The following is a 25,544-nucleotide window of genomic DNA, read 5'->3' on the forward strand; positions in this document are numbered from 1 at the left end:
CCCCTTGCAGGGCAGCGCACCGGAACTCGCATTTCCGGTCGGTTTTTCCGATCGGGTGGGCAAATGGAGTTATAAGGTATGTCGCTGTTCCTGCTGGATTGGACAAAGTGTCTTTTTGGTTCGACAAACACATTTACGGGTAGCTGGGGCAGCCTCGACTGCTACACCTCGTCAACATCGGGCTGCCATACGGTGTCGTATAACAACGACGACTGTTTGAAGCTGGATAACTATTATTCGGGTAACACCTACGACTTCGGCTTCGGGTGCGATGTTCAGGACGTTAGCTTCAACCTCTATGACGTCAGCCTGAGCAAGTGTGGCACAGGCAACCTCTGCGACGTGGTGTTTAAGAACGCTCTCGGTGAGATCGTTGAAGCGAAATGCGAGTGGATCAACAACTGCGTTCGCGTCACCTGCGCCGAGCCGATTGAATCGATCAAGATTTGCTATGATCCGAGCTGGTTCAATTATTGTGACCTGAAAATCGGTTCTGTCAGCTGCGCCCCCGTGCCCACCGAGGATGGCGTAGTTGAAGGCACTGCAGGCGATGATTTGATCGACGTAACATACGTTGGTGATCCTGATGGCGACAAAATCGACAACAATGATGCGATCTTGGCTGGTGAAACAGGTAATGACGACATCGTTGTTGCAGGCGACGGCGACGACACTGTAATCGCGGCCGATGGCAACGACGAAGTGTATGGCGGCGCCGGCAATGACGACCTCTACGGTGGCGCTGGCAACGACGTTCTGATTGGTGATCGTGAGAGCGCTGTTTACGGTTCGCCGAGCACAACAACGACTGTCCGCGAGAGCTTTAACTGGTCGCAAGCGCCCGATCCGCATGACAACACTTCGATCGATAATGACGATGATCTGAACACATTTACCCAGAACACGGGTTCGGTAAATGTTACTTTCTCGACCATTGCGTCAGTCTATAGCCCCGACACGAACTTTGCGACCGATCAGCAAAAGGTTCACTCGATCGACAGCGGTACTGAAACGGTTAACGCCTATTCCTCGCTGGAATCTGAATTGAACGCGAAGGGTGAAAGCGCGACCTACCAGTGGAGCTTTGATACATCGGTCGAGAATATCTCGTTCCGTATCAACGACGTCGATTTCGACTCAACCGTTCAAGTCTATGCCTATGATGCCAACGGTGTTGCAGTTCCGGTCGATATCTCGGCTGGTGGCGGTGTAACGCTCAAGAACCTTGATGGCGTTGCTGGCTATGAAACCGGCGTTTCGAACGGTGGCGGTTCTGCGGATACGGACCCGTATTATTCGATGCTGGTGAATGTTGCTGGCCCCGTGACCAAGCTGGTCGTGAAGCACCTACAGGACGGCTACGACAATGCAGGCGTGAACATTACGGACTTGTTCTATGATGTAACGGTCAGCACTGACGATGGCGTTCCTGGTGACGATTACATCGACGGCGGCGCTGGTGATGACATCATTGAAGGCAATGAAGGGAACGATAGCCTCATCGGTGGTTCCGGCGACGACACGATCCACGGTGGTAGTGGCGACGACACCATTCAGGGTGATGGCGACAGCACGGGCAACGTTAGCCCCCAACCAGCTGTCCTGGATTGGAGCGATTTCGGTAGCGCAGGTGCGACCGTTGCAAACGGCGCAACCCAAGATCTGGGCGGCGTCACTGTAACCTTTGGTTTCGATCCAGCTGTATCGGGTGCGACTGCGACTGTGTCGGGTGCTGCTCAATACGTCGAAACGGGCGAAAACTTTGACAATCACTCTGGTTTGCAGCTTTACGGTCCGACCACCGGTCACGCTGGTGATACGTCGACGGTTACGCTCGATTTCGCATCGAATACAGGCGGTTACTCTGACGAGGTTCAGAACGTTGCGTTCCGCATCAATGATATCGATGTCGGTACATCCTCCGATCCTCACCAAGATATCCTGACAATCCACGCCTATGACGCAAACGGTGTTGAGGTTCCGGTGACATTTGTTGCCGAAGGCGGTCAAACGATCTTTGGCAACACGATCACCGCGCATGATTTGGACAACGGGACGATCAATACTGGTACAGCGACAGGCTCTGTTCTGATCCAAATCGCCGATCCGGTGGCCCGCATTGTGATCGACTACGGTAACGGCGCGACGACGGACCAAGCGGTCACGATCACCGATATGTCGTTGGAAACCATTTTGTCTGACGACGATGCTGGCAACGACTACCTTGATGGTGGTGACGGCAATGACCTGATCGAAGGCAACGAAGGCGATGACCGTCTCATCGGCGGCGACGGCAACGACACGCTGCTGGGTGGTGACGGCAATGACATCATCGACGACGTGCGTGGCACCGATAATGACGGCAACGGTGATGATTACGCTGACGGCGGTGCTGGTAACGACGAAGTTTGGACTGGCAAAGGCAACGACACGCTTCTGGGCGGTGACGGTGACGATACCCTCGGCGGTGAAGCCGGCGACGACATCCTCGATGGTGGTGAAGGTGCGGATAGCATCCTTGGCGGTGATGATGCTGACGTTATTTATGGTGGCGCTGGCGACTACGTCGACGGCGGCGCTGGCGGGAACGACTTCGACGTTCTCGACCTGACTGGCAAAGGCCCGTTCTACCTCGAGAATGTGACACCTGACAGCAACGGAAACGGTACCAACGGTACCGTCGTTTTTGTGGACGCAAACGGCGTGCCGACGGGTGAAATCCTGAACTATGTCGAAATCGAACAAATCATTGGTGATGTGTTTAACCGTGCTCCGGAAGCAAATGATGACACGATTACGACGGATGAAGATACAGCCGTCACCATTGATGTACTGGCAAACGATACGGACCCAGATGGCGACGCGCTGACCATCACCGAGGCGACGGTTCCTGCCGAGCAGGGCTCGGTCGAGATCGTAAATGGTCAGCTGGTGTTCACACCTGCCGATGACTTCAACGGTGAGGCAACGATCAGCTACACGGTTGCTGATCCTGATGGCAACACGGACACGGCGACTGTTGTTGTGACGGTGACCCCTGTCGAGGATGCGCCGGAAGCCAACGACGACACTGCGACCACCGATGAGGACACGGCTGTCACCATCGACGTACTCGACAACGACAGCGATCCGGACAACCAGCCGCTGACCATCACCAAGGCGACGGTTCCGGCCGAGCAGGGCTCGGTCGAGATCGTCAACGGTCAGCTGGTGTTCACACCTGCCGATGACTTCAACGGTGAGGCGACGATCAGCTACACGGTCTCCGATCCGGATGGCAACACGGACACGGCGACTGTTGTTGTGACGGTGAATCCTGTCGAGGATGCGCCGGAAGCCAACGACGACACTGCGACCACCGATGAGGACACGGCTGTCACCATCGACGTGCTCGACAACGACAGCGATCCGGACAACCAGCCGCTGACCATCACCGAGGCGACGGTTCCGGCCGAGCAGGGATCGGTCGAGATCGTCAATGGTCAGCTGGTGTTCACACCTGCCGATGACTTCAACGGTGAGGCGACGATCAGCTACACGGTCTCCGATCCTGACGGCAACACGGACACGGCGAACGTTATTGTGACGGTGACCCCTGTTGAAGATGCGCCGGAAGCCAACGACGACACTGCGACCACGGATGAGGACACGGCTGTCACCATCGACGTGCTCGACAACGACAGCGATCCGGACAACCAGCCGCTGACCATCACCGAGGCGACGGTTCCTGCCGAGCAGGGCTCGGTCGAGATCGTAAATGGTCAGCTGGTGTTCACACCTGCCGATGACTTCAACGGTGAGGCAACGATCAGCTACACGGTTGCTGATCCTGATGGCAACACGGACACGGCGACTGTTGTTGTGACGGTGAATCCTGTTGAGGATGCGCCGGAAGCCAATGACGACACTGCGACCACGGATGAGGACACGGCTGTCACCATCGACGTGCTCGACAACGACAGCGATCCGGACAACCAGCCGCTGACCATCACCGAGGCGACGGTTCCTGCCGAGCAGGGCTCGGTCGAGATCGTGAACGGTCAGCTGGTGTTCACACCTGCCGATGACTTCAACGGCGAGGCGACGATCAGCTACACGGTTGCTGATCCTGACGGCAACACGGACACGGCGAATGTTGTTGTGACGGTGAATCCTGTTGAGGATGCACCGGAAGCCAATGACGACACTGCGACCACGGATGAGGACACGGCTGTCACCATCGACGTGCTCGACAACGACAGCGATCCGGACAACCAGCCGCTGACCATCACCGAGGCGACGGTTCCGGCCGAGCAGGGCTCGGTCGAGATCGTGAACGGTCAGCTGGTGTTCACACCTGCCGATGACTTCAACGGTGAGGCGACGATCAGCTACACGGTCTCCGATCCGGATGGAAACACGGATACGGCGACTGTTGTTGTGACGGTGAATCCTGTTGAGGATGCACCGGAAGCCAATGACGACACTGCGACCACGGATGAGGACACGGCTGTCACCATCGACGTGCTCGACAACGACAGCGATCCGGACAACCAGCCGCTGACCATCACCGAGGCGACGGTTCCGGCCGAGCAGGGCTCGGTCGAGATCGTGAACGGTCAGCTGGTGTTCACACCTGCCGATGACTTCAACGGCGAGGCGACGATCAGCTACACGGTTGCTGATCCTGACGGCAACACGGACACGGCGACTGTTGTTGTGACGGTGAATCCTGTTGAGGATGCACCGGAAGCCAATGACGACACTGCGACCACGGATGAGGACACGGCTGTCACCATCGACGTGCTCGACAACGACAGCGATCCGGACAACCAGCCGCTGACCATCACCGAGGCGACGGTTCCGGCCGAGCAGGGCTCGGTCGAGATCGTGAACGGTCAGCTGGTGTTCACACCTGCCGATGACTTCAACGGTGAGGCAACGATCAGCTACACGGTTGCTGATCCTGACGGCAACACGGACACGGCCTCTGTTGTTGTGACGGTGAATCCTGTAAACGACCTCGCTGCGGTCGATGACGTTGCCCAGACGGATGAAGATACGCCTGTAACGATTGACGTTGTGGCCAACGACCAGAACCCAGATGGCGGTACGCCGACTGTAATTGGTGCGACTGTACCAGCTGCTCAAGGCACCGTGGCGATTGTTGGTAATAAACTCGTCTTTACACCTGCTGCGAACTTCTATGGTGAGGCGACGATCGACTACACCATCGAGGACGAAGAGGGTGCGGTTGATGTGGCAAAAGTCACTGTCACCGTGAACAGCGTTCTTGAATCGCCGATTGCAGTTGATGATGTTGAAACTACTGACTTTGACACGGCCGTCACTATCGACGTTCTTGAAAATGACAGCGATCCAGATGGCACTGTCCTAACGGTGATAGACGCATCTGTCCCTGATGTTCAGGGTAGCGTCGCAATCGTTGACAATAAGGTTGTGTTTACACCTGCAGCTGGCTTTGAGGGTGAGGCGACAATCAGCTATACCATCGAAGATGCGGATGGTCTGACCGCTGATGCTGTTGTCACTGTGACGGTGAATGATGCGCCGCCGCCACCTCCGCCCTCGCCAGATGGCACGGTCGAAGGCACCTCAGGCGACGATATCATTGACGATACCTTTGCAGGCGATCCGAATGGTGATTTCGTTGATAATGATGACGCGATCCTGCCTGGCGATACGGGCGATGACGACCTGATCTATGGCTATGAAGGGGATGATATTATCCTCTCGGGCGATGGGAACGATGAAGTCTATGGTGGCGTAGGCAACGATACGATCCTCGATGAAAATGGATCGGATACTGTGTTCGGCGACGAAGGTGACGATTTCATCGATACATCTGGTGGACAGCAGAGCCCAGATACAGCCTATCCAGGATTGTTCCCTGCTGACACTGATCCGCTCAATGATCGTGACACTGTCTACGGTGGTGACGGCAACGATACGATCCTGACGGGTGATGACAATGACACCATTCATGGTGGCGCTGGCGATGACTTCATCGATGGTGGTGTCGATGACGACGTCATCTATGGTGAAGATGGTATGGACACCATTATCGGTAGCGAAGGTGATGACCGGATCTACGGCGGTGATGGAGACGACCTGATTTATGGTGGTTTGACGACTGATGTGCTTGACCTGCCCGATGATTTGGATGGTGACGGCGATAGCAACGACATCGGTGAGGATCTCGTAACCAATAACAACAAAGACGTTATTTCTGGTGGCGCTGGTAACGATACCATCTATGGCGGCGATGATGACGATCTGATCAGCGGTGGTGACGGGAACGACTTTATCGATGGTGGCATCGATGATGACGTCGTGTTGGGTAACGCTGGCGATGACACATTGACCGGTGGTCAAGGCAATGACCTTCTCGACGGTGGTGATGGCAATGACATCATCACGGGTGGAGATGGCAGTGACAGGTTGCTTGGTGGCCTCGGCAATGACACCTTCATCGGTGGCAACGGCGGTGATGTGGTCATCGGTGGGGAGGATGCGGATGGACTGGACATCGACGTTCTGAACCTGACAGGCAGCGGTGTCGATCACATCATCTACAATGATACCGATCCTGAAGCAGGCACCGTGTTCTTTAACGACGGTTCCACGATGACTTTCTCGGAGATCGAGAACGTTATTCCTTGCTTCACGCCAGGTACTTTGATTGCAACGCCGCGCGGTCAAGTTCCTGTGGAACAACTCCATGTTGGGGACAAGATCATCACCCGTGACAACGGCATCCAAGAGATTGCTTGGTTGGGTCAGAAAGAGATGCCGGGCAAGCAACTGATTGCGAACCCGCACCTCAAGCCGATCCTGATCAAAGCTGGTGCCTTGGGTAACGGATTGCCGGAACGTGATATGCTTGTGTCGCCGAACCACCGTGTTCTGGTCGCGTCTGACCTCACGCAACTCTATTTCGAAGAGCGTGAAGTTTTGGCTGCGGCGAAACACTTGGTCGGTAGCGCGGGTATCCATCAGGTTGATGTGACCAACACGACTTACATTCACTTCATGTTCGAACGCCATGAAGTGGTGCTGTCGGACGGCGCATGGACGGAAAGCTTCCAGCCGGGTGATTACAGCCTCAAGGGTATCGGCAATAGCCAGCGGAACGAGATTTTCGAACTCTTCCCAGAGCTGAAAGAAAAAGCGGGCATTCAGGATTATCAATCCGCTCGTCGTGCGCTGAAAAAACACGAGGCCAAACTTCTGGTCCGTTAAGACGTGCAGCTGACCGGAAGGGGCTACTTTTCCAGTCGCAAGTCTGAAGGTGGGTCAGACAGCCATCCCGATGATCTTGGGCGACACCCTCGTGGCCCGAGACATCGGGATGTTGCGTTTCAGCGGCCTGTTTCTGCGCGAAAAGCGGCCCACTCTTCGGGCGTGTCGAGGTCGCGTCGGGCGCGTTGATCGGGCAGGGGGACGAGGTGCATCCGGTCCCGATAAGGGCGCACGATGCAGTTACCGCCTTGATCGCCGCTGATCGTGGCAAAATTTTCGCGTAACGAGCCGTCGAATAGGATCGGATGACCGGGTTGAAGGTCTTCGGTTGCGCCGCGCCAAATGAGGGCTTCGGGCGCTTGGGCAAGTCCTGCCAAAACCGTAGCCATATCCGTAGTTTCAATTTCGACCAAGTCAGGCAACACCATCAGCAAATGGGACCACGCTGGCATTTGTCCGACTGCACCGCGCATGGAACCCGACATACCCTCGGATGCCTCTGGAACAAAGAGAGGGGTCACAGGCAGGTCCGCGATGAGTGCCAAACGCGGATGGTCAGCCGATGGCAGGGCGACGTAGACGGGTAGGCCGAGGCCGAGCGCTCGTTCACACTGAAGCCGCAACAACGGCACACCATCGACAAGCTCGCACAGTTTATCGCCGCCGCGCATCCGCGACGACTGACCAGCGGCAAGGATTAGGACGACAGTACCAACGGTGAGGGCTGGCGCTGTCATAATCTTACGGAAGGATGCGGGTGTATTTTGTGCCTTCGAGAGTTGCCCCAACGCGGAACCCAGCCTGAGCGAACACGACCGCAATCACGGGCGACAACGACGTCGTCGTCTGAGCGCGCAGTGTATCGCCTTGATCGTTCAACGCGTATTCGATGTCTGCACCCGCGGCCCAACCGGGTGAAGAGCGGAATTCCATCAGCGCTTCTTCGGTCATGAAGAACAGCACGTGGCTGTATTGCTGACCGCCAAGCTGGAGGCCCGCGCTCGCCGATGCGGCAGAGTAGTAATCGACGGTGGACTGGCTGATCCGTAGGGCGCCACGACCGAACGACCCACCGAGGCCAAAGCCAACTTCGGTGACGAGCGGCATAACCAGCATACCAGCGGCTTTCATCGAAAGATCACGGGTCGCAGGATAGGTGCTATACATATACGACAGCGTGCTATCGACGCGTGCGTCAATTGTCGCGGCGGCGTTTGTGCCAACACCGTTGGAACATGCGGCGACAGTCGTTGCCAAAGAGCCTAGCGCAAAATTGCGGCGGGTAAGAAGGGTCATTGCTCGTGCCTCTATCTGGGGGCGGCTTTTGCCGCTCTATCTGGAGAACTATAGGCGCGATTTTCGCGCCTGTCATCCACTACATAAGGTGTGCGCGGGTGTCAGCCGTTTAAGAGCCGCGCTGCTTCGGGGGCGAAATATGTCAGGATGCCGTCGCAGCCCGCGCGTTTGAAGCACAAGAGGCTTTCGAGCATGACTTTTTCCCCGTCGAGCCACCCGTTCTGCACAGCGGCTTGGATCATCGCGTATTCACCTGAGACTTGATACGCATAGGTCGGTACGCCAAAACTGTCTTTGACGCGACGACAGATGTCGAGGTACGGCATGCCGGGTTTCACCATAACCATATCCGCGCCTTCCATCAGGTCACGCTCGACGAGGCGGAGCGCCTCATCACTGTTACCCGGATCCATTTGGTAGGTCTTTTTATCGCCCTTTAGCGCGCCCGAAGCGCCAACTGCGTCACGGAACGGACCATAAAAGCCCGACGCGTATTTCGCGGTATAGGACAAGATCGCAACGTTTTGGTGGCCTTCGCTCTCAAGCGCTGAGCGCATAGCGCCGATACGACCATCCATCATATCAGATGGGCCAAGGATATCTGCGCCAGCCTCGGCCTGAGCCAATGCCATTTTCACCAGCGCCTCTACCGTTTCATCATTGATGATTTCGCCATCCACCACATAACCGTCGTGCCCATTGATATTATATGGGTCGAGCGCGATGTCCGTCATGATTGCCATTTCAGGAACGGCATCTTTGATCGCGCGTATTGCGGTGTTCGTCAGATTGTCGGGCGACCACGCCATCGCGCAATCTTCGGTCCGATGTTCCATCGAGGTGTAGGGAAACAGGCACATCGCGGGGATGCCCAGTGCGTGCGCTTCTTTGGCGGCCTTTACCACGCGGTCAATCGTTTTGCGGGTCACCCCTGGCATCGACGCGATCGAGGTTTCATCGTCGTGGCCTTCCATGAGGAATACGGGCCAGATGAAATCGTCTGTGGTCAACGTGTTTTCACGAACCAAAGCGCGAATGGCAGGGGATTTACGAACGCGGCGCAAACGAGCGGCAGGGTATTGGGCGACGGTGGGTTTCATAGCGGGCCTTTCATGTCACACACGATGGGTGCCACGGAAATTTCATGACGACAAGTCTAGGCTTTGCCGCAGGTGAAGTTTAGGTTGGCGAAAAACAAAGATCAGGCACGACAGTGAACTGGACCCAGACGGTATTTGAAGTCATCGATTTACGCTCTTTCTCGAACCTTTGGTTCTGGATTGCGCTTGCTGTATTGTGGTCGACGACCAGTCATTGGGTGATTGGTGTTCCATTTGACCTTATTCAACGGGCCGCCCGTGAGGGTGGAGAGCCGTTTGCAGACCTCCAAGCGATTGTTCGGGTCAATGTGAACCGTCTTCTTTATATCTCTCATCAATCTGGGCTATGGCTGACGGGATTCATGTGCTTTGTGCTGACGGGTTTGTTTTTGTTAGCTTTCGTCTATCATATCGAATTCGCAGAAGCGCTGTTCCTCCTCGGGTTCCCGCTGTCTTTGGTCGGTCTGTTATCGATCAATACGGCGATGTTGATCAGGTCCGAGGGGATGGAGCCCGAAGTGCTGTTTCGTCGATTACGCCGTCACCGTACCTACGTGCAATTCATCGGAATGTTCTCGATCTTTGTGACTGCGACCTACGGGATGTATCAGAACCTTGGCGGTGCTTACGGGTTCTGAGTTGACTTTGGCCTGTGGCGGGGTAGGTCTCGCGCATGAAATCACAATCCCACATTACCGTTTGCGGCGCCCCCGAAGGCTTTGACGCGAAACTGATCCTTGATGAAGTCGGTAAATCCGGTGCTCCCGTGCTCCACATCGCGCGGGATGATCGTCGATTGACCGAAATGCAGGCGGCCTTGGCGTTTTACGCGCCAGAGATGCCTGTCGTTGTTTTTCCTGCGTGGGATTGTTTGCCATATGACCGCGTGTCGCCGAACGCTGATATTTGTGCGGCGCGTATGGCGACATTGGCGGCATTGGCGCATGGGATGCCAAAGCAGTTCGTTCTTCTGACGACTTTGAATGCAGCGACACAGCGTGTTCCTGCGCGGGGATTGTTGAAGGAGGCGTCCTTTACGGCGCGGGTGAATAGCCGCATCGATGAAACGGCACTGAAGCAGTACCTCGTTCGCATGGGCTTTACCCAATCTCCGACGGTGATGGAGGCTGGTGACTATGCAGTTCGGGGCGGGATCATTGATATTTTCCCACCGGGTGAAGCGGGGCCAGTTCGATTAGACCTCTTTGGTGACGTTCTGGATAGTGCGCGACGCTTTGATCCTGCGAGCCAGAGGACCACAGAAAAGCTCGATGTCGTAGAACTCGCACCTGTCTCAGAGGTGATCCTCGATGAGGCGGCGATCACGCGGTTCCGTCAGAACTATCGTATCGAATTTGGCGCGGCTGGCACCGACGATCCATTGTACGAGGCGATCAGTGCGGGCCGCAAACATGCAGGCGCGGAACATTGGCTTGGGTTTTTCCATGACCACCTCGAGACTCTGTTTGATTACGTCCCAACTGCAACGGTGACGCTTGACGATCAGGTGACACCAACACGGCTCGCCCGATGGACAATGATCGAAGATGCCTATGACACTCGGATGTTTGCCCTGAAACAAAAGGGGCGTATGGACAGCGTTTATAAGCCAGCGCCGCCTGCCTTGATGTATTTGGACGACCCTACTTGGGAGGCCGTCACCGCGGATCGTCGCGTGCTGCAATTTACGCCGCTCAAACAATCGACTGGGTTAGGTGTGATCGACGCAGGCGGCCGAATTGGTCGCGATTTTGCGCCCGAACGTCAGCAAGAAAACGTAAACCTTTTCAAAGCTCTGATGCTGCACGTTAAGGCGCGATCCTCTGAGGGTCCTGTTGTAGTGGCCTCGTATTCCGAGGGTGCCCGCGAACGTCTGATGGGGCTTTTGGAAGATGAGGGCGCGGGTGAAGTGATCCCCGTGCAGAACTTCTCTCGCGTCGGGAAATCGGGCCTGCATCTCGCCATTTGGCCTCTCGAAAAAGGGTTTGAAACCAAAGGCCTGACGGTCATTTCTGAACAGGATGTTCTGGGTGATCGCCTCATTCGTCAGACTAAGAAGAAGCGTAAAGCAGAGAATTTCCTCACCGAAACGCAGAGCCTCACACCCGGTGATCTGGTTGTGCACGTTGATCATGGTGTCGGACGCTACAAGGGGCTTGAGGTCGTTCAGGCCTTGGGGGCGGCGCATGAGTGTATTCTTCTCGAATATGCCGAAGGATCAAAGCTTTACCTACCAGTTGAAAACATCGAACTGCTGTCCAAATTCGGGCATGAGGACGGTCTCTTAGATCGTCTAGGCGGTGGTGCGTGGCAGGCAAAGAAAGCCCGCATGAAAGAGCGTATCCGCCAGATGGCAGAACGTTTGATCCGCGTTGCTGCGGAACGGGAGCTTCGCAAAGCGCCTGTCCTATCTCCGCCCGATGGGATGTGGGATCAGTTTCTTGCGCGGTTCCCTTATGCGGAAACCGAGGATCAGCTTCAGGCTATATCCGACGTACTCGAGGATCTGGATTCTGGTCGTCCGATGGATCGTTTGATCTGCGGTGACGTGGGCTTTGGTAAGACTGAAGTTGCGATCCGCGCGGCCTTTGTCGCGGCGATGTCGGGCGTTCAGGTTGCGGTGATTGCGCCGACAACCCTGCTTGCGCGTCAGCATTATAAAAACTTCGCCGAACGGTTCCGTGGCTTCCCGATCAACGTCGCGCCTCTGTCGCGGTTTGTCAGTGCTGGGAATGCGGCAAAAACGCGTGAGGGCATGGCAAACGGGCAAGTGGATATTGTTGTTGGAACTCATGCGCTACTGGCGAAAAGTGTTAAGTTCAACAACATTGGTCTGCTGATCATCGATGAAGAGCAGCACTTTGGCGTTCAGCATAAGGAACGCCTGAAACAACTGCGCTCTGACATTCACGTCCTCACGCTGACCGCGACGCCGATCCCACGAACGCTGCAATTGTCGCTCTCTGGCGTACGCGATTTGTCGATCATCGGCACGCCGCCCATCGACCGTTTGGCTATCCGTACCTATGTCAGCGAATTCGACACAATCACGATCCGCGAAGCGCTTTTGCGCGAACATTATCGCGGTGGCCAGTCGTTCTTTGTCGTGCCGCGTCTTTCTGATCTGCCTGAGATGGAGGATTGGCTCAAACGCGAGGTGCCCGAGGTGTCGTTTGTCGTAGCACACGGTCAAATGGCAGCGGGTGAGCTTGATGATCGTATGAACGCGTTCTACGACGGGAAATACGATGTGCTTTTGGCGACAACGATCGTCGAAAGCGGGTTGGATATTCCGACCGCGAACACGATGATCGTGCACCGTGCTGATATGTTCGGTCTCGCGCAGCTTTATCAAATTCGGGGCCGCGTTGGACGATCAAAGACACGAGCCTATGCCTATCTGACGACGAAACCACGTGCGAAACTGACGCCTCAGGCTGAAAAACGGCTTCGGGTGTTGGGGAGCCTCGATACACTTGGGGCTGGATTTACTCTTGCGTCTCAAGACCTTGATATCCGCGGTGCGGGTAACCTCCTAGGTGAGGAACAGTCGGGCCACATCAATGAGGTCGGGTACGAGCTTTATCAGCAAATGCTCGAAGACGAGATTGCGCGGATCAAGTCTGGCGCGGTTGGATTGTCGGATGATGACGGACAGTGGGCGCCGCAGATCAATCTTGGCGTTTCTGTATTGATCCCAGAGACTTATGTCGCTGACCTAGATGTGCGTTTGGGCCTCTATCGTCGTTTGTCTGCCCTGACGAAGAAGGTTGAACTCGAAGGGTTCGCCGCAGAACTCATCGACCGTTTCGGCCCGTTGCCGAAAGAGGTGAACACCCTGATGCTGATCGTGCGGATCAAGGCGATGTGCAAACGCGCGGGTATCAGCCAGCTTGATGGTGGACCTAAGGGTGCTACCATTCGGTTCCACAACGATAAATTTGCATCACCCAAAGGGTTGGTCGAATTTATTCAGGCGCAAAAAGGCATGGCGAAGGTCAAAGATAACAAGATCGTCTTTGGTCGTGAGTGGAAAACTGAAGCGGACAAAATCAAAGGGGCCTTTGCGATTGCCAAGGACCTTGCAGAGAAAGTTGTTGAAGAGAAGAAAAGTAAGCAGGCGTAAGTCATTACGCCTACTTTCCTTATGCGTCTGTTGCGATCATGTCTTTGATATCGGCAATGACTTTCGACCATAGGTCTGTCGGTTGAGCGCCAGCAATAGCGTGTTGGCCGCCGACGATATAGGTCGGCACAGAACGCACACCCATTTCGCGGCTGTGTGCCTCACGTTTGAGGATGCTTTCGACATCTGAGTCCGATTTCAAAAGACGTGCAATAACAGCGGCATCTAGACCGATGCTGTCGGCTATATCGCACAGGACTTCGGCGCTTCCGATATCCCGTCCTTCGCTCCAGTATGCTTTCAGCAGGGAAGACATAGCTGCCGTTTGGCGGCCTTCAATTCCTGCCCAAAACACGAGGCGATGTGCGTCCAAGGTGTTAGGGGTTGTTGTCATCGCATCGAAGTTGAACGTGACACCTGCTTGATCCGCGTGTTTTTGCAGCTCAACATGGGCGGCAACCGCTGCTTCTTTGCTGCCAAAGATCCCTTCGAGGTAAGCGGCACGATCGACGCCACCTTTCGGCAGAGCGGGGTTCAGCTGGAACGGATGCCATTCGACGGTAAAGGGATGGTCTGGTGCTTGTTCGAGGGCGCGGTCCAGATAGGCCTTGCCAACATAGCACCACGGGCAGGACGGATCGGCGAAAATATCAAGCTTGACCATGTGTGGCCTCCCAATCGGCGCGCAAGTTGCGGCGCAATAGTTTGTTGTTTGCGCCACGCGGTAACACAGAGACACGCACAAAGATACGAGGGCACTTATAGCGGGCAATGCGTGAGGCTGCAAAAGCCTCGAGCGTGTCAGTCTCGATTTCTTTGGTGCTGGTGTAAAAAGCGGCGATCACGGTTGTGTCGGCTTTGACGGTGACTTCGCTGGCGGCGACCTCATGGATGTCGGGGTGCGTGGCAAGGGCTTCCTCGACTTCGACAGGCGAGACGCGATATCCGCCTGCGTTCATCATGTCGTCCGCGCGGCCCTCGTATTTAATGGCGCCATCCTCTGACATGCGGCCAACATCGCCCGTGAGGAACCAATCGCCAACAAATCGCGCTGCAGTTTCGTCGGGTTGATCGAGGTAGCCGATCATCAGCCCGAGATCGGATTTGTGGACCGCGATGGTGCCTGCTGAGCCAACTGGCACGGGACCCTTTTCATCAATTAATGCGATCCGTCGACCTTTCTGAGGGAAACCGAGCGTCCCAGTGGGCGCAGGGCGTGACGGCGAACTCGATAGGAAGGTGGAACATTCTGACATGCCGTAGGCTTCGTAGAGATTAGTGCCGGTCGCCGCTGTCCACGCGCTACGCAGGCTTTCGGGGAGTTTCTCGCCGGCGGAAAACCCGTGTCTGAGGCTCGGCATGGCTGGAATGTCTGTGCGCAACATTTGCCGGTACACACCCGGTGCAGCGGCAATGAGTGTCGCCTGATGCGCCGTAATAAGGGCAGGAAGGTCAGTTGGTTTCGTCCCATTTGCAGGGATAAGGGCGGTTGCGCCAGCGGCCCAAGGGTCCATTAACCCCGTGCCCAGCGTATAAGTCCAGTTAAACGCGCCTGCGTGCATCAGGCGGTCTGTCGGACGCAAATCATACCAGCCTGTCCACATCATTTGACGCGCCCATACAGCGCGGTGGGCGTGAACGACGGCCCGCGGTTTTCCAGAGGTGCCAGAGGTGTAGATTATGTAGGCAGGACGATTAGACGACCCAAAATCAAACGGCGCAGGGTCAAGGCTGTGAAACGCTTGTAAGTCCGAGGCCATTAGGACGGGGGCTGTGTGGTCTGGTAGTGCGATGCCGTGGTCGGCAACGATAAGGGCCGGATCAATCTCTTTGGCGATCTTGCTGATCTCCGTGGACGTAAGCTGCGACGAGGTTGGGACGGGGATAAGTCCGACGGCAATGGACGCAAGATAGCAAATCGGGAACTCAGGCGTATTACCTAGGCGCATCAAAACGCGGTCGCCAGCGGTTAATCCTTGGGCCAGAAGTCCCGCAGCGACGCCACGGATTGCGGTTTCTAGCTCGGCAAAGGTCCAGTCTTCGGACGTGTCGTCGTTGATCACAGACAGCGCGACTTTGTCAGGTGTTGCACGGCCCGCCTGTAGGACATGGTCAGCCATATTGAACGGCTCGGGGCAGGCGGTGAAAGGGCTGGTGTCGATTTCGCTAATCATGCGACATCGCTAGAAGGGCTTTGAAGTCATTGCAAGCATATCAAGCAAAGCCGTATAGAGATGCCATGACAAAAAACGACAATACGAGCCTCATCCGAATTGCCCGCGAAAGCGGCGAAACTGAATCGGCACTGCCACTCGATCTGGGGGTGCGGGTTCGTGAGTTGCGCAAAGAACGGGATTGGACGCTTGAGCAAGCCGCCCAACAGGCGGGGCTTGCGCGGTCGACCTTGTCAAAAATTGAAAACGGTCAGATGTCGCCGACCTATGACGCGCTGAAAAAGCTCGCCGTGGGGTTGGGAATTTCTGTGCCTCAGTTGTTCACGCCGCCCAGTCGGACCCAAGTGAATGGCCGCATGGTCATGACCCGTGGTGGCGAAGGTGGTGCGCATATCACCGCAACTTATGAACATGAGATGCTGGCCGATCAGTTGACCAAAAAGCAAATGCTGCCGTATCGCGCTCGGGTGCGGGCACGCAGCATGGATGAATTCGACGGTTGGGTGCGCCATGATGGCGAAGAGTTTTTGTATGTGCTGACGGGCACGGTCAAACTCTTCACTGAATTCTACGAGCCTGTGGAAATGAAACGCGGCGATAGTGCCTATTACGACGCGTCGATGGGGCACAACGTTGTGTCGACGAGCCCCGAAGATGCGTTGATCCTCTGGGTCACATCGCTCGCTTAATGAAAAGGGCCGGCGAACCGGCCCGAATTTCAGGTTAGATTAGAACCACGTTTGAACCGTGCGTGCACCGCCGGCGATGTCTTCGCCGACGCCTGCGACCGTGTTGCAGCCAGCGAGGGCCAAAAGCGTCGCAGCGATCAGGACGGCCTTAGTTTTCATGCCACCAGACATCCGGTTGCCAGCCTGGCCAGTCGCCAAAGATGGGCATTTCTGCGGGGTAGTGGAGGTCTTTGTCATGCGCAATCCGTGTGATGTTCCATTGATAGATCGGTAGGACGTATCGCCCCGAAGTCAGGACGCGGTCAAGCGCCCGCACCGCCGCTACAAAATCGTCTTGGCTCTCTGAGGTCAAGAGTCGCCCGATTAAGGCGTCTACGGCTTCGGACTTTACACCCATGAGGTTACGCCCGCCTTGGGTATCGGCATATTCGGAGCCGTAGTAGGCGTATTGTTCGTTGCCAGGTGAAAGAGACAAGCCACGACGGTAATAGGTCACGTCGAAATCATAAGTGCCGTTGCGTTCTGCAAACTGGGCGCTGTCGACGTTCGTCACCTTAGCCTGAACGCCGACCCGCTGGAGGGCCTGAACATACATATCGGCAATGGCTTCGATTTCGCTGGCACCTGTTTGGATCAGGATTTCGAACTCAAAGGCCTGACCGTTAGCGTTGCGTAGAACACCTTCAGTATCTGGCGTCCATCCCGCTTCTTCGAACATGGCGAGAGCTGCACGTACCCCTCGACGGTTTAGTTCGCTGCCATCGCTGACGGGGAGTTCGTATCCGTCAATCGCACCCGGCAGGAGGCTATCGGCGAAGGGTTCTAGGAATTCACGAACGCGGCCCTCAGCAGGACCGTTTTTCATTCCGAGAGGTGAGTTCGAATAATAAGAGGTAATGCGCGGTTGGGTGCCGCCAGTCATCGCCTCGTTGATGAATTCAAAGTTGAACACTTGAAGCATCGCATCACGCACGCGCCAATCGTCGAACGGGGCACGACGGGTGTTCATCACAAACCCTGTCATGCCAGAGGGACGTTCGTGGGTAAGGACCGCCTTTACCACATCGCCATTCTGAACGCGGGGGAAGTCGTATTGGCTGTCCCAGCGAGCCTCATTGAATTCACGGGTGAAATTAACCTCGCCCGTTTTAAAGGCTTCGAATGCAGGGGTTTCGTCGCCGAAGAATTCGATCCGAAGGGTGTCAAAGTTGGCAGTTCCGCGGCGGAACGGGACATCTTTGCCCCAGTAATCGGGGTTACGGGTCAATTCGACGTAACGGCCCATTTCATAGTCGGTGATGACATAGGGCGACGAGGTGATCGGGATCATGTCTGGCCCATCGTTGGCGAAATCGACGCCGTCGAACTGGGCCTTCTGCAGGATTGGACGTAGCCCCGCGAGGAGGGCGAGTTCGCGGTCTTGGGTATTGAACGTCAGACGGACGGTACGGTCGCCTGTGGCCTCAATGCTTTCGACCTTAGACCAGAAACCACGGTAGCGACCGTTGCCGACCGTGCCGAGCGTTTCAAAGGACCAGATCACGTCGTCAACGGTCACGGGACTACCGTCCGAGAATGCAGCTTCAGGACGCAAGGTGAATTCGACCCATTCGCGGTTCGGGCCTGTCTCAACGCTCTCGGCCAGAAGGCCGTATAGAGCGAAAGGTTCATCCAAAGACCTGCCCATAAGGCTTTCACCCGCGAGGTAGCTGATCTGCCACGGCACCTTGCCGCTGTCGGTATAGGGATTGAGGCTGTCAAAGCTGCCGACCTCGGCAGTGACCATAGCGCCACCCTTTGGTGCATCTGGATTGGCATAGGGCAGGGATATAAAGCCATCCGCTAATGCGGGCTCACCATACATCGAAATGCCATGCATCGGTTCTGCGTAGGCAAACGTGGAGGCAAACAAAAGCGGAAGCGCGGTGACCGACCGGCACAAATTCCTGAAAAACACTGGTCTCATTTCGACAACAATCCCCCATTGGCCTGTATTGTTTGAATCAAACCGTATCTAGGGTTCTGATCCATTTCAAACTTTTAGCTTGGATAGTGGCAATGGATTGCTTATAAAGAGGGCACTGCTCGATAGGTTTCTTGCCTGTATGAAACCTGCCTCAATGACTTAACGCCGGCCTTGTGCCGGCGTTTTTTTCTTGGGCTTTCCCGCAAATGTGATCCTGCATGACCCTCTTGGGAATCGGTTCCCATTTGGGGCGATTCTTTTTCGTTTGGGAGGAAGATTCGTTGAATTATTTTGCAGTTGCAGCATTATGGTGCCCAACGAGTAATCGAATAGGGGACCATCTATGTCACTCAAAGGTAAGACCGCCGTCGTCACAGGTTCAAACTCTGGTATCGGTCTGGGTGTAGCGCGTGAACTCGCCAAGGCGGGTGCGGACATTGTTTTGAACTCCTTTACTGATCGTCCCGAGGATCACGACCTTGCGGCCTCTATGGCGGCGGAGTTCGGGGTGACGGTTCGCTACATTCAGGCGGATATGTCCAAAGGTGAGGACTGTCGTGCCCTAATCGAGAAAGCAGGTGTCTGCGATATCCTCGTGAACAACGCGGGTATTCAGTATGTGTCGCCGATCGATGAATTCCCTGTAGAGAAATGGGATGCGATCATTGCGATCAATATGAATTCTGCATTCCATACAACGGCTGCGGCCTTGCCGATGATGCGTCAGGCGGGTTGGGGGCGTGTGGTGAACATCGCGTCTGCGCATGGTCTGACCGCATCGCCGTTTAAATCGGCCTATGTTGCTGCGAAACATGGTGTAGTTGGTATGACTAAGGTGATTGCGCTTGAGACCGCTCAAGAAGACATCACCTGCAATGCGATTTGCCCTGGCTACGTGCTGACGCCGTTGGTCGAGCAGCAAATCCCAGCGACGGCTAAGGAATACAACCTGACCGAAGAAGAAGCGGTGGCTCAGGTCATTCTTTCGCGCCAGCCGTCCAAACAATTTGCGACCACAGAACAAATCGGCGGGACGGCTGTGTTCCTGTGTTCGGATGCTGCAGCCCAAATCACGGGCACGACAATTAGCGTCGATGGCGGCTGGACTGCGCTCTAATCTAGCGATTGGCGCCTATCAGGGCGCCAGTTGACCCTCCGATGGAGTATTTCTCGGGAAAGTTTCTGTACTAGAGCGGCTTATTTTTCGCCGCTTGCTGCATGGTTGGGGAATTATGACCTATAAAATCAATCTTGCCCTTCAGGGCGGGGGTGCTCATGGCGCTTTTACATGGGGTGTGCTGGATCGTTTGCTCGACGAGAGTGACGTTGAGGTCGCGGCTATCTCAGGCACCTCGGCGGGCGCGTTAAATGGGGCTGCGTTCAAAGCTGGTTTTGTGAATGGTGGCCGAGAAGGCGCTCGCGAGAGCCTGAATTGGGTTTGGCGTCAGGTTGGTGCTGTTACGGATACCAACCTTGCCAAATGGATTGCGCCATTTGCACCTGCGACCGAACTTTACACCCAAGCGCTAACCTATTCGCCGGCCTATTTCTGGTGGGATACAGCGGCGCGTGCTTTGTCGCCTTATGCCTTTGGTGGCGTGATCAAGAACCCGCTGGACCGCGTTATCCGTGAATTGGAATGGGATGCCGTCTGTGCGTCCGACGGCCCCGAACTACATGTGTGTGCCACCAATGTTAGGACAGGCAAGATCCGCGTGTTCAAGGATGACGAGGTGACGACCAAAGCGATCCTCGCGTCGGCATGCTTACCGACCTTGTTCGAGGCCGTTGAAATCGATGATCCCAAAACAGGTAAGACAGAAGCTTATTGGGATGGCGGATATACGGGAAATCCTGCTCTTTTCCCGCTATTTCCCAACCACTTGCCAGATGACATTGTAATCGTGAACATCAACCCATTGTATCGCGATACGGTTCCGCAAGACAGCCAATCCATTCAGAACCGTATTAATGAAATCAGCTTTAACACCTCGCTATTGCGCGAGTTGCGGGCGATCAATTTTGTGAAACGGCTGATCGCTGAGGGCTCGGTCAAAAAGGGTCGGATGAAGGACGTGAACGTTCACCTGATCGAAGACGACGCCCTGATGACGGAACTCAGCGTCGCGACAAAGATGATCGCGATGCCTGTCATCCTGTCACGCCTCAAAGAAGCTGGACGGTTGGCGATGGATGACTTCTTGCGCAATCACAAACACATCATCGGAAAGTCGAGTAGTTTCGACCTTGCTGAGATGTTCGATTAGGGCTTTGGCGCTGTTTTCGCGTCCGAGGGGATGACTTTTTTGTCGTTGGGATACACGAGGCCCGCAGAGATCACCAATTTCGCGGCATCTTCGACCGTCATGTCGAGGTAGGTGATATCGGACTCAGGCACGAATAACAGAAAACCAGACGTTGGGTTTGGTGTGGTCGGCAAGAACACTGTCATGATCCTGTCTTCGCTTTCGACCTTTGTGGCGATCTCGCCTTTGGCTTTGATCGAGATGAAGCCGACCGCCCAAATGCCTTTACGCGGGTATTCGATCATACAAGCGCGATCAAAGCTGGTCTCTGTTTGGGCAAAAACGGTTTCAGCAAGCTGTTTCGCACCATTGTAGATCGAACGTACGACGGGCATGCGGGAGACGAGCCCTTCGCCCCAGCTTATAAAACTGCGTCCAATCAGGCCTTTTGCGATCCAACCGGTGATGATCGTGACGATAAAGAAAAGCACGACACCGAGGCCACGAACGTTAATCGTGATGTGGTCAGGGCTCAGTGGACTTGGGTCACCGAACCAACGGTTGATTAGTGCTTCTGGGTGGTAGGAACCGGGCACAAACGGCCAAACGAACCCATCAACCCAGCCCACAACGGTCCAGATCAGCCAAGCGGTCAAACCGATCGGCGCAATCACCACGAGACCCGCAAGGAAATTGTTGCGTAGGCCGCTGATCATAGAGTGGCGGCGCTTGGGTGGTTCGATGTGGGAGAATTCGTTCACGATTAAGCCGATCGGTTAAGTCAGTGTAATAAGTAGGGTCTGGGCGAATGCTCTGCAATCGCCCAAACACTCGAATACCTCACTTATGTGTCAGTTCATGCAGAGCCGCTGCAATTTTGGCCGCCAAACGCGCATTATTTAGCACGAGCGCAATATTGGCGGTCAGACTGCGGCCTTCGGTCATTTGATACATCCGATCGAGGAGAAACGGCGTGACCTCTTTGGCGGTGATGCCTTGGGCCTCGGCATCCTTCAGCGCGGCCTCGATCACTGGCGCGAGTTCGGAGGCAGCGATTTCAGCCTCAACTGGGATCGGATTGGCAACGAGCTGCCCACCTGGCAGATCGAGTAGGCCGCGCATTTGGTGGGCGCGGGCAATCTCTTCGGCGCTGTCCATACGCAAAGGTGCTGGGATGCCTGACGAACGGGACCAAAACGCGGGCAATTCGTCTTGACCAAAGGCGATTACGGGAACGCCGTAGGTTTCCAAGACCTCAAAGGTTTTAGGGAGATCGAGGATCGCTTTGGCACCAGCAGCTACGACGGTTACGGGCGTTTGAGCGAGTTCGGGCAAGTCAGCCGAGATGTCAAAGGTTTGATCTGCACCGCGGTGCACACCACCGATCCCGCCCGTTGCAAAAACGCTAATGCCTGCGTGGTGCGCAGCGATCATCGTTGCGGCCACTGTCGTCGCGCCCGTGCCACCAGACGCGAGGCAGGCAGCAATGTCTGCGCGGCTGAGCTTTGCCACGCCATCCGCCTGACCGAACATCTCGAGCTGCGTGTCATCAAGGCCGATGCACAGAACGCCGTCGATCACTGCGATTGTGGCTGGTGCTGCGCCGTTCGCGCGTACCTCAGCCTCGACTAGTCGGGCGGTTTCGACGTTTTGCGGGTAAGGCATCCCGTGGCTGATGATGGTGCTTTCGAGCGCCACAATCGGCGTGCCGTTTTTCATGGCCTCAGAGACTTCGGGGGAAAAGGACATGGGGATCATCGAGGGAGTTCTCCTGAAACGTAGGTTGCGGCAGCGGAAAGAGCGCGGTGTAGTGCGTCTTCGCGATTTGCGCCAGCGTGTTCGGCAGCGATATGCGCGGCCATAAATGTATCACCAGCACCCGTCACGCGGGTCACGAGCACTTGCGGCGGAGTTTGTGTGAGGACGCTATCGCCTGTTGCCTCGGATGCGGATTTTCCGCCGTCGGTCACCAGAACCCGTTTCGCACCGCGTGCGATCAGTCCTCTGGCTCCGTCTTCGGAGGTTTCAAAAGTTTGACGGCATAAGAGGCCAGCCTCTTCGAGGTTCACGTAAAGCGTGGCTGATGGATGGCCGAGTAGGGCCAAGAGGCGGTCAGCTTTGCCGGGGCTTGCCGGAGCAACGCGAAGGTCGGCGGCGGAAAAGAGAGGTGAGACGGCGATATCTCGCAATAGGTCCACCGTTAGGTTACCGTCGAGGGCGACGGGTCCAGCGTAGGGAGCCTCTGCTGTTCCAAGCGCTCCGTTCGACAACGGACGAAGAATTTTATCGCCTGCTTGTTCGAGGGAATGCGCATCTGCAATCGCAGCGATCAGACCGTTCGCACCTTCCACAGCCATATAGGTGTCGGTCGGCAAATCCTCGGAGCGATAGACGTGATCAGTTAGGATGCCCATCCGCTGACATTCGCCGACCAGTTCGTCGCCTTCGTTGTCGCGGCCAATGGCGGTGAGTAGGGTTGGTGTCATTCCAAAACGAGTGAGCGTCATAGCGATATTCATAGCGACGCCGCCGGGAATACGAGTGATGCGGCCAGGCACGTCTGACCCGACGCGCATGACTACTGAGGACCGTCCGATCACGTCCCAGAGGACTGACCCGATGCATAAGATGTCAGCTTTGGTTTTCATAAAGCTGTCATGACGCGGCTAAGCTGCCGCTGCAAGCTATTCTGGAACGGCAAAGGTGAGGTTGGCCCAGAGCGTCTCATAAACGGCCTCTGTTTGATCATCGACGGACGGCTCACGGATGACAACGGCATCCAACATATAAGAGTGACCCGCTGTGACGGGCAGAGTTACGATCCCTTGGTCATCTGTGCGTAGTCGTTCAACCGTCACGGTGCCGTCGGGTGCTTTGTCAAAAACTTCGACCTGCTCATTTGCGCGAACGTCATCGTGGTAGAACAGCTGAGCGGCAAAGCCGTTGGACAGATCATCTGTGTAAGGGTTCATGAGCGCGACGAGTTCGGTCTCTAACCCTACACGTCTATCCGCTCCCGCCGAATCTGCGACCCCAACGAGCGATTTGGAAAATCGTATGTAGGTTTCTTTGAAGTTGGCGTCGGGAATACCGCGGGCATCATGATCGGACCGTTCAATTCGCAGGTCTTTGTGTTCTACAAAGCGGGCAAATTTTTCCCAATTTTCGTAATTCAACAATGTCGGAGTAGACTGATACACGAGAATTTGGAGCCCATCAGTTGGTGCATTCATGGCAAGGGCAGGGCGGTCGCCTGCGCGGCCAGCCACCTCTGTTTCTAGATCAGCACTAACCACCTCAAACCGTTCGAAGCGTTGGGGAAGGTAGACCAGATTTGGGCCTTCAAAATTTTGTCCGTTGACAATATTGGCCTCAATTCTACCCTGACTACTCACCTGATAGGCGAGCGGTTCAAGCCAAAGCTCGTGAGACATCGCTGGAGTTGCCAGCAAGAGCAGAGCGAGTGAGACAATACGCATGATCAAATCCTTTTTAAGCCTAGCAAAGGTGATCTTTGCTGGTGTTCTGTCAACTCTCGTTTCGGTGATGATCGTAGCCTCGTCGGCCCAAGCGCATGAAGTTCAACCCGCCGTGGCGGATTTGGTTTATGTCGATGGACGGATCGAACTGACTTTGGAAATGAACCTAGAGGGTGTTCTAGCTGGGATCGACCTCGGTTCTGTTCTTGATACGAACGAAGCGCCACAGGCGGCACGATATGATGCGCTACATGCTTTGACGGGTGCGGATTTAGCGGGCGAGTTCACCGCCGCGTGGCCCAGTTTTGCAAAAGGTATTTTCCTTTCTGTTGACGGAACGTCTGTGCCCCTAGACTTGGCCGCTGTAACTGCGCCTGATGTCGAAAATCCCGACGTTCCTCGTCTGTCGACAGTGTCGATTTTTGCCGACGTTGGGGTTGGGGCAAATGAGGCGGCTTTCGAATGGGCGCCAAACTACGGAACAATTGTTCTGCGTCAGGTCGGGGTGAATGAGCCGTACACGGGATACCTCGCGGGTGGCGAAAACTCTGGTCCGATCCCCCTTGGCGGTGGTGGTGCTTTGCCGATTTGGCAAACCTTTGTCAGTTACATTCCAACTGGCTTTGCTCACATCGTACCGATGGGCTTGGATCACATCCTATTCGTGCTCGGCCTGTTTTTCCTCTCGACCCGTATGAAACCACTCCTGTGGCAAGTGTCCGCGTTTACTGCGGCACATACGATCACGCTTGCATTGGCGTCCTTGGGGTACGTTGCTGTGCCCGGATCGATTGTTGAACCACTGATTGCGGCGTCGATCGCATATGTGGCGATTGAGAACATCTTTATGAAGGGTCAGTTGACCCCGTGGCGACCTTTCCTGATCTTTGGGTTCGGGTTATTGCACGGCCTCGGCTTTGCGTCTGTGCTCGAGGAATTCGGCCTGCCGCAGCATGGTTTCGTTGCGGCACTGATCGGATTTAATATCGGCGTTGAACTGGGCCAGTTGTTCGTCATAGCCGTGGCCTTCCTTGCGGTCGGTCTGTGGTTTGGAAATAAGCCGTGGTATCGTCGTGTGATCGCGGTCCCAGCCTCGGCTGCGATTGCGATGATGGGGATTTGGTGGGTGATTGAGCGCACCATTTTATAACATTTGTAAAACGGGTTGCGTCTTGTGTGGGTGTAGTATAGACGCGCACCACTTCAACTCCGCAGGCGGGGGCGGG

Annotated in this window: 18 protein-coding genes; 7 read left to right on the forward strand and 11 right to left on the reverse strand. The window is 55.6% G+C overall.

Annotation, left to right across the window (positions count from 1 at the left end; genetic code table 11):
* The first annotated feature begins 78 nt into the window (after nucleotides 1-78).
* Nucleotides 79-7,242 (forward strand): Ig-like domain-containing protein, encoded by a 7,164-nt coding sequence (locus tag BSK21_RS15765; protein ID WP_083603674.1) that lies wholly within the window; start codon nucleotides 79-81, stop codon nucleotides 7,240-7,242.
* Between the two features lie 119 nt (nucleotides 7,243-7,361).
* On the opposite strand, the gene BSK21_RS06340 is transcribed toward BSK21_RS15765, so the two are convergent.
* The 3 genes from BSK21_RS06340 to hemB form a co-directional block, all read right to left on the reverse strand.
* The gene (locus BSK21_RS06340; RefSeq protein ID WP_067544915.1) at nucleotides 7,362-7,979 is read right to left on the reverse strand and encodes an NTP transferase domain-containing protein; all 618 of its coding nucleotides are present in this window, start codon (nucleotides 7,977-7,979) and stop codon (nucleotides 7,362-7,364) included.
* Nucleotides 7,980-7,983: 4 nt separating this feature from the next.
* Nucleotides 7,984-8,538, reverse strand: a complete 555-nt coding sequence (locus BSK21_RS06345) for a YSC84-related protein (RefSeq protein ID WP_067544918.1) — start codon at nucleotides 8,536-8,538, stop codon at nucleotides 7,984-7,986.
* A gap of 101 nt (nucleotides 8,539-8,639) precedes the next feature.
* Entirely contained in the window at nucleotides 8,640-9,638 is a 999-nt protein-coding gene (gene hemB / locus BSK21_RS06350; RefSeq protein WP_067544921.1) for a porphobilinogen synthase, read from the reverse strand.
* A gap of 113 nt (nucleotides 9,639-9,751) precedes the next feature.
* Between hemB and BSK21_RS06355 the strand changes: the two genes are divergently transcribed.
* Nucleotides 9,752-10,276: a component of SufBCD complex gene (locus tag BSK21_RS06355; RefSeq protein WP_067544924.1), complete on the forward strand. Its 525-nt coding sequence runs from the start codon at nucleotides 9,752-9,754 to the stop codon at nucleotides 10,274-10,276.
* Nucleotides 10,277-10,311: 35 nt separating this feature from the next.
* Nucleotides 10,312-13,764: a transcription-repair coupling factor gene (gene mfd / locus BSK21_RS06360; protein WP_067544927.1), complete on the forward strand. Its 3,453-nt coding sequence runs from the start codon at nucleotides 10,312-10,314 to the stop codon at nucleotides 13,762-13,764.
* 19 nt (nucleotides 13,765-13,783) lie between these two features.
* Here the strand turns inward: mfd and BSK21_RS06365 are convergent, their stop codons facing one another.
* Entirely contained in the window at nucleotides 13,784-14,428 is a 645-nt protein-coding gene (locus BSK21_RS06365; protein WP_067544930.1) for a DsbA family protein, read from the reverse strand.
* Entirely contained in the window at nucleotides 14,415-15,938 is a 1,524-nt protein-coding gene (locus tag BSK21_RS06370) for a class I adenylate-forming enzyme family protein (RefSeq protein WP_067544933.1), read from the reverse strand. Before BSK21_RS06370 ends, BSK21_RS06365 begins: the two co-directional genes overlap by 14 nt.
* A gap of 65 nt (nucleotides 15,939-16,003) precedes the next feature.
* On the opposite strand from BSK21_RS06370, the gene BSK21_RS06375 reads away from it, so the two are divergent.
* On the forward strand, nucleotides 16,004-16,627 hold the full coding sequence (locus BSK21_RS06375) for a helix-turn-helix domain-containing protein (RefSeq protein ID WP_067544937.1): 624 nt from the start codon (nucleotides 16,004-16,006) through the stop codon (nucleotides 16,625-16,627).
* Between the two features lie 39 nt (nucleotides 16,628-16,666).
* Here BSK21_RS06375 and BSK21_RS15855 read toward each other — a convergent pair whose 3' ends face one another.
* Complete coding sequence (locus tag BSK21_RS15855) at nucleotides 16,667-16,786, reverse strand: entericidin EcnA/B family protein (RefSeq protein ID WP_156529490.1); 120 nt, start codon at nucleotides 16,784-16,786, stop codon at nucleotides 16,667-16,669.
* Nucleotides 16,776-18,506 (reverse strand): extracellular solute-binding protein, encoded by a 1,731-nt coding sequence (locus BSK21_RS06380; protein ID WP_231924634.1) that lies wholly within the window; start codon nucleotides 18,504-18,506, stop codon nucleotides 16,776-16,778. The genes BSK21_RS15855 and BSK21_RS06380 overlap by 11 nt, the downstream gene beginning before the upstream one ends.
* Before the next feature lie 430 nt (nucleotides 18,507-18,936).
* Here BSK21_RS06380 and BSK21_RS06385 point away from each other — a divergent pair, with 430 nt between their 5' ends.
* Complete coding sequence (locus BSK21_RS06385; protein WP_067544943.1) at nucleotides 18,937-19,710, forward strand: 3-hydroxybutyrate dehydrogenase; 774 nt, start codon at nucleotides 18,937-18,939, stop codon at nucleotides 19,708-19,710.
* A gap of 115 nt (nucleotides 19,711-19,825) precedes the next feature.
* Complete coding sequence (locus tag BSK21_RS06390) at nucleotides 19,826-20,860, forward strand: patatin-like phospholipase family protein (protein ID WP_067544944.1); 1,035 nt, start codon at nucleotides 19,826-19,828, stop codon at nucleotides 20,858-20,860.
* Here the strand turns inward: BSK21_RS06390 and BSK21_RS06395 are convergent.
* The 4 genes from BSK21_RS06395 to BSK21_RS06410 all read right to left on the reverse strand — a co-directional run bounded on the left by BSK21_RS06395 (nucleotide 20,857) and on the right by BSK21_RS06410 (nucleotide 24,318).
* Complete coding sequence (locus BSK21_RS06395; RefSeq protein ID WP_067544947.1) at nucleotides 20,857-21,555, reverse strand: DUF502 domain-containing protein; 699 nt, start codon at nucleotides 21,553-21,555, stop codon at nucleotides 20,857-20,859. The two genes, BSK21_RS06390 and BSK21_RS06395, sit on opposite strands and share 4 nt — an antisense overlap.
* Before the next feature lie 124 nt (nucleotides 21,556-21,679).
* Nucleotides 21,680-22,597, reverse strand: a complete 918-nt coding sequence (locus tag BSK21_RS06400; RefSeq protein ID WP_156529491.1) for a pseudouridine-5'-phosphate glycosidase — start codon at nucleotides 22,595-22,597, stop codon at nucleotides 21,680-21,682.
* Nucleotides 22,594-23,487 (reverse strand): PfkB family carbohydrate kinase, encoded by an 894-nt coding sequence (locus BSK21_RS06405; RefSeq protein ID WP_067544950.1) that lies wholly within the window; start codon nucleotides 23,485-23,487, stop codon nucleotides 22,594-22,596. Before BSK21_RS06405 ends, BSK21_RS06400 begins: the two co-directional genes overlap by 4 nt.
* A 36-nt stretch (nucleotides 23,488-23,523) precedes the next feature.
* Complete coding sequence (locus BSK21_RS06410) at nucleotides 23,524-24,318, reverse strand: DUF4198 domain-containing protein (protein ID WP_067544953.1); 795 nt, start codon at nucleotides 24,316-24,318, stop codon at nucleotides 23,524-23,526.
* On the opposite strand from BSK21_RS06410, the gene BSK21_RS06415 reads away from it, so the two are divergent.
* Nucleotides 24,317-25,468 (forward strand): HupE/UreJ family protein, encoded by a 1,152-nt coding sequence (locus BSK21_RS06415; RefSeq protein ID WP_067544956.1) that lies wholly within the window; start codon nucleotides 24,317-24,319, stop codon nucleotides 25,466-25,468. The genes BSK21_RS06410 and BSK21_RS06415 overlap by 2 nt on opposite strands.
* The last annotated feature ends 76 nt before the right edge of the window (nucleotides 25,469-25,544 follow it).

The organism is Marivivens sp. JLT3646 (genome assembly GCF_001908835.1).
GTDB lineage: Bacteria > Pseudomonadota > Alphaproteobacteria > Rhodobacterales > Rhodobacteraceae > Marivivens > Marivivens geojensis.

Excerpts from the sequence above, each read along its gene's own strand:
- hemB (WP_067544921.1), bottom strand. The coding sequence starts at position 9,638 with ATGAAACCCACCGTCGCCCAATACCCTGCCGCTCGTTTGCGCCGCGTT.
- mfd (WP_067544927.1), top strand. The coding sequence starts at position 10,312 with ATGAAATCACAATCCCACATTACCGTTTGCGGCGCCCCCGAAGGCTTT.
- BSK21_RS06345 (WP_067544918.1), bottom strand. The coding sequence starts at position 8,538 with ATGACCCTTCTTACCCGCCGCAATTTTGCGCTAGGCTCTTTGGCAACG.
- BSK21_RS06395 (WP_067544947.1), bottom strand. The coding sequence starts at position 21,555 with ATGATCAGCGGCCTACGCAACAATTTCCTTGCGGGTCTCGTGGTGATT.
- BSK21_RS06410 (WP_067544953.1), bottom strand. The coding sequence starts at position 24,318 with ATGCGTATTGTCTCACTCGCTCTGCTCTTGCTGGCAACTCCAGCGATG.
- BSK21_RS06340 (WP_067544915.1), bottom strand. The coding sequence starts at position 7,979 with ATGACAGCGCCAGCCCTCACCGTTGGTACTGTCGTCCTAATCCTTGCC.
- BSK21_RS06415 (WP_067544956.1), top strand. The coding sequence starts at position 24,317 with ATGATCAAATCCTTTTTAAGCCTAGCAAAGGTGATCTTTGCTGGTGTT.
- BSK21_RS06375 (WP_067544937.1), top strand. The coding sequence starts at position 16,004 with ATGACAAAAAACGACAATACGAGCCTCATCCGAATTGCCCGCGAAAGC.
- BSK21_RS06400 (WP_156529491.1), bottom strand. The coding sequence starts at position 22,597 with ATGATCCCCATGTCCTTTTCCCCCGAAGTCTCTGAGGCCATGAAAAAC.
- BSK21_RS15855 (WP_156529490.1), bottom strand. The coding sequence starts at position 16,786 with ATGAAAACTAAGGCCGTCCTGATCGCTGCGACGCTTTTGGCCCTCGCT.
- BSK21_RS06390 (WP_067544944.1), top strand. The coding sequence starts at position 19,826 with ATGACCTATAAAATCAATCTTGCCCTTCAGGGCGGGGGTGCTCATGGC.
- BSK21_RS15765 (WP_083603674.1), top strand. The coding sequence starts at position 79 with ATGTCGCTGTTCCTGCTGGATTGGACAAAGTGTCTTTTTGGTTCGACA.
- BSK21_RS06365 (WP_067544930.1), bottom strand. The coding sequence starts at position 14,428 with ATGGTCAAGCTTGATATTTTCGCCGATCCGTCCTGCCCGTGGTGCTAT.
- BSK21_RS06380 (WP_231924634.1), bottom strand. The coding sequence starts at position 18,506 with ATGCATGGCATTTCGATGTATGGTGAGCCCGCATTAGCGGATGGCTTT.
- BSK21_RS06405 (WP_067544950.1), bottom strand. The coding sequence starts at position 23,487 with ATGAAAACCAAAGCTGACATCTTATGCATCGGGTCAGTCCTCTGGGAC.
- BSK21_RS06385 (WP_067544943.1), top strand. The coding sequence starts at position 18,937 with ATGTCACTCAAAGGTAAGACCGCCGTCGTCACAGGTTCAAACTCTGGT.
- BSK21_RS06370 (WP_067544933.1), bottom strand. The coding sequence starts at position 15,938 with ATGATTAGCGAAATCGACACCAGCCCTTTCACCGCCTGCCCCGAGCCG.